Origin of the sequence: Klebsiella sp. Ech2A, from assembly GCF_030078455.1 — a bacterium.
GTDB classification, from domain to species: Bacteria; Pseudomonadota; Gammaproteobacteria; order Enterobacterales; family Enterobacteriaceae; genus Klebsiella; species Klebsiella terrigena.
The window spans coordinates 1-7,198 of sequence record NZ_JAQGFU010000204.1 but is presented as its reverse complement, the minus strand read 5'-3'; the positions used below and the strand labels follow the sequence as shown (position 1 = coordinate 7,198).

General features: G+C 51.7%; 8 protein-coding genes. 3 read left to right on the top strand and 5 right to left on the bottom strand.

Translation table 11 applies throughout. The features are described 5' to 3' along the window. Both PFH44_RS22980 and PFH44_RS22975 read left to right on the top strand, forming a co-directional pair. Nucleotides 1–654: Kae1-like domain-containing protein (locus PFH44_RS22980; RefSeq protein ID WP_463671567.1), on the top strand; the 654-nt coding region annotated here is incomplete at its 5' end. Continuing rightward, nucleotides 651–1,664 carry a HoxN/HupN/NixA family nickel/cobalt transporter gene (locus tag PFH44_RS22975; protein ID WP_283826265.1) on the top strand — a complete coding sequence of 338 codons (1,014 nt, stop codon included), beginning with the start codon at nt 651–653 and terminating at the stop codon, nt 1,662–1,664. The genes PFH44_RS22980 and PFH44_RS22975, both read left to right, overlap by 4 nt. A gap of 49 nt (nt 1,665–1,713) precedes the next feature. Here PFH44_RS22975 and PFH44_RS22970 read toward each other — a convergent pair whose 3' ends face one another. Then, the gene (locus PFH44_RS22970; protein WP_283826264.1) at nt 1,714–2,175 is read right to left on the bottom strand and encodes a SymE family type I addiction module toxin; all 462 of its coding nucleotides are present in this window, start codon (nt 2,173–2,175) and stop codon (nt 1,714–1,716) included. Between the two features lie 630 nt (nt 2,176–2,805). Here PFH44_RS22970 and PFH44_RS22965 point away from each other — a divergent pair. After that, nucleotides 2,806–3,516 carry a lysogenic protein gene (locus tag PFH44_RS22965; RefSeq protein WP_283826263.1) on the top strand — a complete coding sequence of 237 codons (711 nt, stop codon included), beginning with the start codon at nt 2,806–2,808 and terminating at the stop codon, nt 3,514–3,516. 308 nt (nt 3,517–3,824) lie between these two features. On the opposite strand, the gene PFH44_RS22960 is transcribed toward PFH44_RS22965, so the two are convergent. The 4 genes from PFH44_RS22960 to PFH44_RS22945 form a co-directional block, all read right to left on the bottom strand. After that, entirely contained in the window at nt 3,825–4,565 is a 741-nt protein-coding gene (locus tag PFH44_RS22960) for a DUF2971 domain-containing protein (RefSeq protein WP_283826262.1), read from the bottom strand. A 290-nt stretch (nt 4,566–4,855) separates the two neighbouring features. After that, nucleotides 4,856–5,080: a hypothetical protein gene (locus tag PFH44_RS22955; RefSeq protein WP_283826261.1), complete on the bottom strand. Its 225-nt coding sequence runs from the start codon at nt 5,078–5,080 to the stop codon at nt 4,856–4,858. Nucleotides 5,081–5,669: 589 nt separating this feature from the next. Next, nucleotides 5,670–6,803 (bottom strand): NADH:flavorubredoxin reductase NorW, encoded by a 1,134-nt coding sequence (gene norW, locus PFH44_RS22950; RefSeq protein ID WP_076946050.1) that lies wholly within the window; start codon nt 6,801–6,803, stop codon nt 5,670–5,672. Further along, the coding region (locus PFH44_RS22945; protein ID WP_283826260.1) for a rubredoxin at nt 6,800–7,198 on the bottom strand (399 nt) is incomplete at its 5' end. The genes norW and PFH44_RS22945, both read right to left, overlap by 4 nt.

The window sequence follows — 7,198 nt, the reverse complement described above, 5'->3', positions numbered from 1 at the left end:
GGGGTGGGCCTCCCCGGGGGCGATCTGGCAGGGCGTCAGCCGTGGCGCAACCTGCTGGCCCACTGTCTGGCCTTTGTGCCGGAGTGGCAAGGCTATCCTGAAACCCAGGTTCTGCTCCGGCAGGCGTGGCCGCTGGTTGCCCGCGCCGTCGAGCGGGGGATTAATGCGCCTCAGGCCTCTTCCTGCGGGCGGCTGTTCGACGCCGTGGCCTGCGCGCTGGGCTGCGCGCCGACCACGCTGAGCTACGAAGGGGAAGCGGCCTGCCGGCTGGAGGCGCTGGCGGCGACCTGCGAGGGTGTCGACCATCCGGTTAGCCTGCCGTGTCGCGACGGCCAGCTGGATCTCGCTACCTTCTGGCGCTTGTGGCTAGGCTGGCAGGCGCAGCCGGCGCACAAGGCCTGGGCCTTTCACGATGCGTTGGCCCGCGGGCTGGCGGCAATGGTGCGCGATCACGCCGTCAGGCGCGGCATCTCTACGCTGGTGTTTAGCGGCGGGGTGCTGCACAACCGGCTGCTGGTTTGCCGATTGACGTTTTATCTGGCGGATTTTACTCTGCTGTTTCCGCATCAGCTGCCTGCCGGTGATGGAGCCATCGCGTTTGGTCAGGCGGCGGTCGCCGCCGCCCGCTGGCAGGCTCACAGGACACCATCATGATAGTGACGATTTTACGCCAGCAGCCGCGTGCCGCAGCGCTGGTGCTGGGGCTTATTGTGGCCAACCTGGTCGCCTGGGTCTGGGCGTGGCAGTCCTTTGGCGACAGCGGCGCGCTGATGGCCGCCAGCCTGCTGGCCTGGGGATACGGGCTGCGTCATGCGGTCGATGCCGATCATATCGCGGCGATTGATAGCGTGACACGCAAGATGATGCAGCAGGGGCGGCGCCCGTTCGGCGTGGGCGCCTGGTTCTCGCTGGGACACTCGTCGATTGTGGTGCTGGCCTCCGCCGCCATTGCCGCTACCGCGACGGCGTTCGGCCAGCAGATGAGCTGGTTTCACGATACCGGCAGCGCGATCGGTACCGCCGTTTCGGCGCTGTTTCTGCTGCTGATGGCCTTTATCAACCTGGTTATTCTGCGCAGCGTCTGGCGCAGCTTTCAGGCGTGGAAGCGCGGGGAGAGGGTCAGCGATGAGGTGGCGGCGGGCGGCGGCATGATGAGCTGGCTGTTTGGCAAAACCTTCCGCCTGATTAGCCGCAGCTGGCAGATGTACCTGGTCGGCTTTCTGTTCGGCCTCGGGTTTGATACCGCGACCGAGATTGGCGTGCTGGGGATCTCCGCCGCCAGCGCCTCGAGCGGCATCTCTATCTGGTCGATTATGGTCTTCCCGGCGCTGTTTGCCAGCGGCATGGCGCTGGTGGATACCCTCGATAACGTGCTGATGGTCGGCGCCTACGGCTGGGCGTTCAGCAAGCCGCAGCGCAAGCTCTATTACAATATGACCATTACCGGGACTTCGGTGGTGGTGGCGTTGTTTATCGGCGGCATGGAGGCGCTGGGTCTGCTGATGGATAAGTTTGCGCTCAGCGGCGGGCCGTGGCGCTGGGTGGGGGCGCTGAACGATAATCTCGGCAACGCCGGCTTTGTGGTTATCGGGCTGTTTGTCGCCTGCTGGGTGATGTCGGTGGTGAACTATCGCTGGCGCGGATACGACAATCTGGCGCAGTAGGTCGGGGGATATCGTCCCGGCCGCCTGAGCCGGGATTTTACCTTAAGGGTCAGTCGCGGCTTCGCTTCAGGCAATCATAGCCGGGCTTCTCCCGCCGGATGACCGGCAGGTCACCGGTATCGTTAAGCGCACCGGGGAACGTCTTGATCCACAAGTCCATTTTCTTCTTGCTGAAATGAGCCGCGCTTAGCCCTTCGGCACAGCCGAACAGCTCCCGGCTGTTCTGGGCGGTGATCACAATGCAATCTGGCATCACTCTGATTTTTACCGGCATACCCGGCGTAAATCCGGCCTGCGAAAGCCACTCACCCTCGAGCGGGATATAGTCATGCCGCATACGGTCATAAAGCTCCGTGCGGCTAAGCGGTTGCGATGACTCCGCTGCGGATTTATTCTGCAAGTGCTTAACGGACTTTTTACGTAGCAGCTCGCAATTTTTACCACTCGTTTCTGATTCATCAGAATCTATTTTGGCAATAGCACTTTCTGGCTTAAAATTCTGCTCAGCCATATTCAACTCCAGTCTAGTTGTCTGTGGTTAGCGGTGTGGAGGTGCTGGTAACACTTTCATACCGCGCTCTTTAAAAATCTTCCTGCTTATTCCATCCTTCCGTTATGACAGGTGAAGGTTTTATCTGGCTTTATTTATTACACCGTACTGAATAAAAACACAGTATATATTTCATGGACAATATTGATTATTGCGAAGGGGATTCAGGAAAGAATATAAAATCATGTAACGTTGCATTATTAATAGGAGTACACGGGGCTTTTGCCATGGGTAGCGGCATTGAGGGTATCTATCCCATGCCTTCCGCCAGAACGGCGGACTGACGAATACCTTCCCCGTTCCCTGGACACTGGGGCGAGCCAGATGGCTCGGGCAACAAGGTGAACGGTAACGCTAAAGGGCGGCTATGAGCGAGGAGCGGATTTTGCATTCGAATTCATCGTAAGAATTTTTATGGCCAAGTAACTCTATAAGGCCTTTCATTAAAGCTATCTTTGTCACAAAATTCATGTAAAAAATTAGTTTATCTTTAGATTTAATAGGGTAACATGATTGACGAAACTTGTATTTGAAGGTTGAATCAAAGCAAGCCAAATTATCAGAATGATTAAATGCCAACAAGAGGTTATGATGAATGTGACATTAATTTCGAGTATCATCGGTGGAGTTTTTGCCATAGCTTCCGTTATTATTTCTGTTGGAATTACCACATTCAATCAGAATAGGGTTAATAAAATAAATAATGCCATGGAGGCAAAGAGGAAACATCAATATTATCTTGAGCCATTGATTAGATCTGCTGCTGACTTACAAAGTCGAATTTATAACATATTAAAAGGAGGGTTCATTGAACGGTATTATCATAATGGAAGTGATAGAAATAAAAAATATGTTATAAACAATACTGTTTTTCTTGTGGCTCAATTTTTTGCATGGACAGAAGCCGCTCGAATTGACGTTCAATTTCTGAATCTTGAAAATGATTTAAAGACTCGCAAACTATCAGAACTGCAGAGTAGAATATATTCATTGATACAAACAGATAGCTTTGGTCCTTATTTTATTTTCTTTGCGGGAGAACAAAGAGCTATTGGCGAACAGATGTTAATCAAAAGGGATAATGGATATAATTGTATCGGCTATGGTGAATTCATAAAAAAAGACGCATTTTGTAACGAGTTTTTATTTAAGGAGTTGAAAAACGAAGTTGTTAAAATGACGGAAAACATACAAGCTTATCGCATTCGATTACAGGAATTGCAACATGCACTAATTGATTTACTTGACTATCTTGATCCTAATGAAGTCAGAATCAATAGTAATGAGCGTTCTAAAATATAAATTTAACTCCTAATGTAAAGGGCTGAATTAAATAGAAAGAAATTGATAAAAATTTGGTGAATATTTTTATTCCTTAAAAAACTTCCAATGTAACCCGGGAGGCACTTTCTTTAGGATATAATTTTCCGCCTCTGAAGCAAAGCAGACAGAAAAGATTTTTTTACTTTCAGTCCGGTAGGTTTCATGTCCTGCACTACGCCATTTTTAAGCAGGCATGACAGGCAGTTTTGAGCGAACAGCGGACATTCAATCGATCGTGATGTCTTTACAATACTTAACTTAGTTAATGTAGATATGTTTTTAAGTAATTATATCTGTTGAAAATAAATGTCGAATTTATCACTGTACAAATTCCCTTTCTGGTAATTAATATTTGGGTCCGCAATTATGCTTCTTACCAAATGTATATCTGACATATCTGTCTTACAGCCGAAATAGACAGAAATTAATTCTGCGGGCCAAGGATGTAACTCATTACCTTGTTCAACTACATGCCTCCACTCCTGCTCGTATTCCCAATGTTTAGATTTTGTGTGTAATATTCTAATTTTATTAGATAATGTATCGACTTCATTTAAAATTGAACTCGCCTGTATCGATGGATAACTATCATTGTAATTCATCGGCCTGGTTATTTTATCATCTGCTAAGGCTGTGCCGACGATGCGTTTAAACTCTAGGCACATACCTTTATGTTCAGAAGCATAATGCGACCACATCAGCAAATTTTTGTTACTGCTTGCTAGTGAAAGAATACCTAACTTTTCTAAACCGCTTTTAAATCTGTCCAAAGGTTCATCAAGAGAGCGTTTTTGGGAAACTATTACATCTGACATATCTTCACCAAAAATGGCTGATAATTTTTCAGAGTCCATTTCCCGTTCGTACACATGCCTTTGTCCTCTCACATAAAATTGGGTGTCAAAAGGATCATTAAATCCTGCCGGTTTTGAGTACCAGATTTTCCGCTGTGCAAGAGCACTTAATTGATTCTTACCGATAGAGCAGTATTTGAATAGAGATGTAATTTCAGGCTTTATCACTAGCATTCCTATGATTTTTTCAATGTTAACATAATTAATTACGCAACTTTACTATCACAAATTCAGGTTATAAACTTCTGATTGTAATATAAAAATACGCATATACTCTCATAAGAAAATGTATCCTGATTACACAATTAAAACATTCTAACAAAATCGTTTCCGAAGTACTTTAATCTTCTTGAATTATGTTAGCAACGTCCGCAACTGGCACTCAGGGGACCTACACCACGGCACCCACCGAGGCCCATCTGGACAGTAAAATGTCTCTGTCCAGCTGTACCTGCCTGCGGCATCTATCTCAGCAATACCTGAATTAGCTGAACGACGATATACACCGTCGCTGCCGCTTGTACTGCCCGGAATCCCCATCTGAGATAGCGCCATTGATGGCGCTCCCTGGCATCAGCGGCTTCAATGGCGGGGTCAGCGGTTTTTCTTTTCCTGGTCCGGAATTCATCGATTACCCACAGAATGAGAATAAAGATGATGAGGGTTTTCTGAAGAATGGGATTATCCACAAAGAGGGACTCCGGCCTGCTCGCTGATAAAGGCAGAATAGATGAACCTCCTTCACGTAGCCACCACTAAATGTAGGGGTAAAACTAATTCTCGTCCTGAAGGATTTTGCGGTGATTCTGTCCGTGGCAGGCGAGCGTAGGCCTGCAGGGTACTCTGAACCTTTCACACACGTCTTTTGGCGTTAGCCCATTCACTTTGCGAAACCAGGCAGCAATGGACGCAATTGGTTGAGCATTTTTACCAGATAAACATTTCTCATAATAAGCGGGCCGCAGTCGTCGTTGGTTCTGACACACCCTTCGGGCTGTTAAACCAGGATTACAGCTATGAGAAAACGGCTTTTAAGCTGTTAAAGGAGGCTCGGATAATAAGCTGGTCTGGCTAAGGCGCTCTGACAAACAAGTCGATAGCCCAAAAGGAAGCAGGGGCGCAGATAGCATCCTGGCCGTATACGATGGTGATGGTGTTGAGAGAGGGGCCGGATATACGAACGCAATATCCCCCCGTTACACAACCGAAGAGAGGGGTTGTATAACGGAGGGTATCCATACACGGGCAAGGCGTTGACGTCGCGACCCGGGAAAGCGCTTAGCTTACCAGCTGCTTGAGCAGGGCAAAGGCCTCTTTCATTCGGTCTTCGCTGACCACAAAGGCGCGCAGCTGGTTTTCCGCATCCACGCCTTTAGCCACCAGGCCATCGTTAGCGGCCACGATATTCCACGTCAGGTCTTCGCGCCGCGTATCTCCGGCCAGATGCAGCGGGAGATCCGGGGTTTTCACCTTCACCAGCATCGGCGGCAGCTTCAGCTCGCCCGGCTGCTCCAGCAGATTTTTGCTCAGGCACATGGCGCTGAGCAAAATAGGCTGCAGGAACGGCAGCACCATGCCGTTAATTTCGGCGCAGTCGCCGAGGGCAAAAATTGCCGGATGGCTGCTGCGCAGGCGGCTATCGACCACCACGCCGCGGTTAATCTCAAGGCCTGCCCGACGCGCCAGGGCGGTTTCCGGGCGCAGGCCGGCGGCGGCAACCACCGCGTCTACGGTCACACTGCGCTGGCGATCGACGGTTACGCGGATGCCGTCGGCGGTTTGCTCCAGCCCTTCGAGCTGGGTTTTCAGCATCAGGTGGACGCCCATATCGGTTAACCGATGCTGCAGGCGGCTGCTGGCCTCCGGCGGCATCAGCGCTGAGAGCACGCTGGCGGAGTTGTCGACCACCGTCACCGCTTTGCCGGCGCGGCAGAAATCCATCGCCAGCTCGCAGCCAATCAGCCCGCCGCCGACGATCAGCACGCGCCGCGCGTCGTGGAGCCGGGTTTGGGCGGCGCCGTACTCCCGCTGGCTGTTGAGAGTGAGCATCAGCTCGCGGCCCGGCACCGGCGGAATAAAGGGCGCGGCGCCGGTCGCCAGCACCAGCTTGTCGTAGCGCCACTCGCGATCCTGACTTTTGACCACTTTGCCCTCGGCGTCGATGTCGCTCACCCAGGTATGCGGGAACAGGCGCAGATTATACTGTTCGGCAAACTCCCCGGCGGTTTGCAGGGTCAGATCGTCGGCGCTCTGACCGCGGCTGATGACGTGGCTGAGATCCGGTTTGTTGTACTCATCCATGCTGTCGGCGGCGATCAGCGTCAGCGGGATCTGCGGGTCCTGCTTACGAATATTTTTTACCAGCTGGCGGGCCGCGAAGCCCGAGCCGATGATGACGATGCCATCACTCATTTTGCCTCCGTTGCCAGAACGTCAAAGACATCTTTGCCGAGAGAGCACTCAGGGCACAGGAAGTTATCCGGTACGTCGCTCCACGGGGTGCCTGGCTGGACGTCCTGGTTCGGTTCGCCTTTCGCCGGATCGTAGATCCACTGGCACACGCTGCACTGCATTGACGGGCCGAGGTCGGCCGCCGCTGCGGCGGCGCAGGCGCAGTCGCTCTGCTCAGCCGACGTTTTTTTATCGGCGCTGGCCGGCAGCGGGGAGAGGGCCCACTGGCGGGCGATTTCGCGGCCGTGCTCGCGGCAAATTTCCAGCGCATCCAGATCCGGGCGCCATTTCGCCTTCAGGCTCAGGGACATTTCAAAGCCGGCATCCTGCAGGCGGGTAGAGAGGCGGTCAACCGC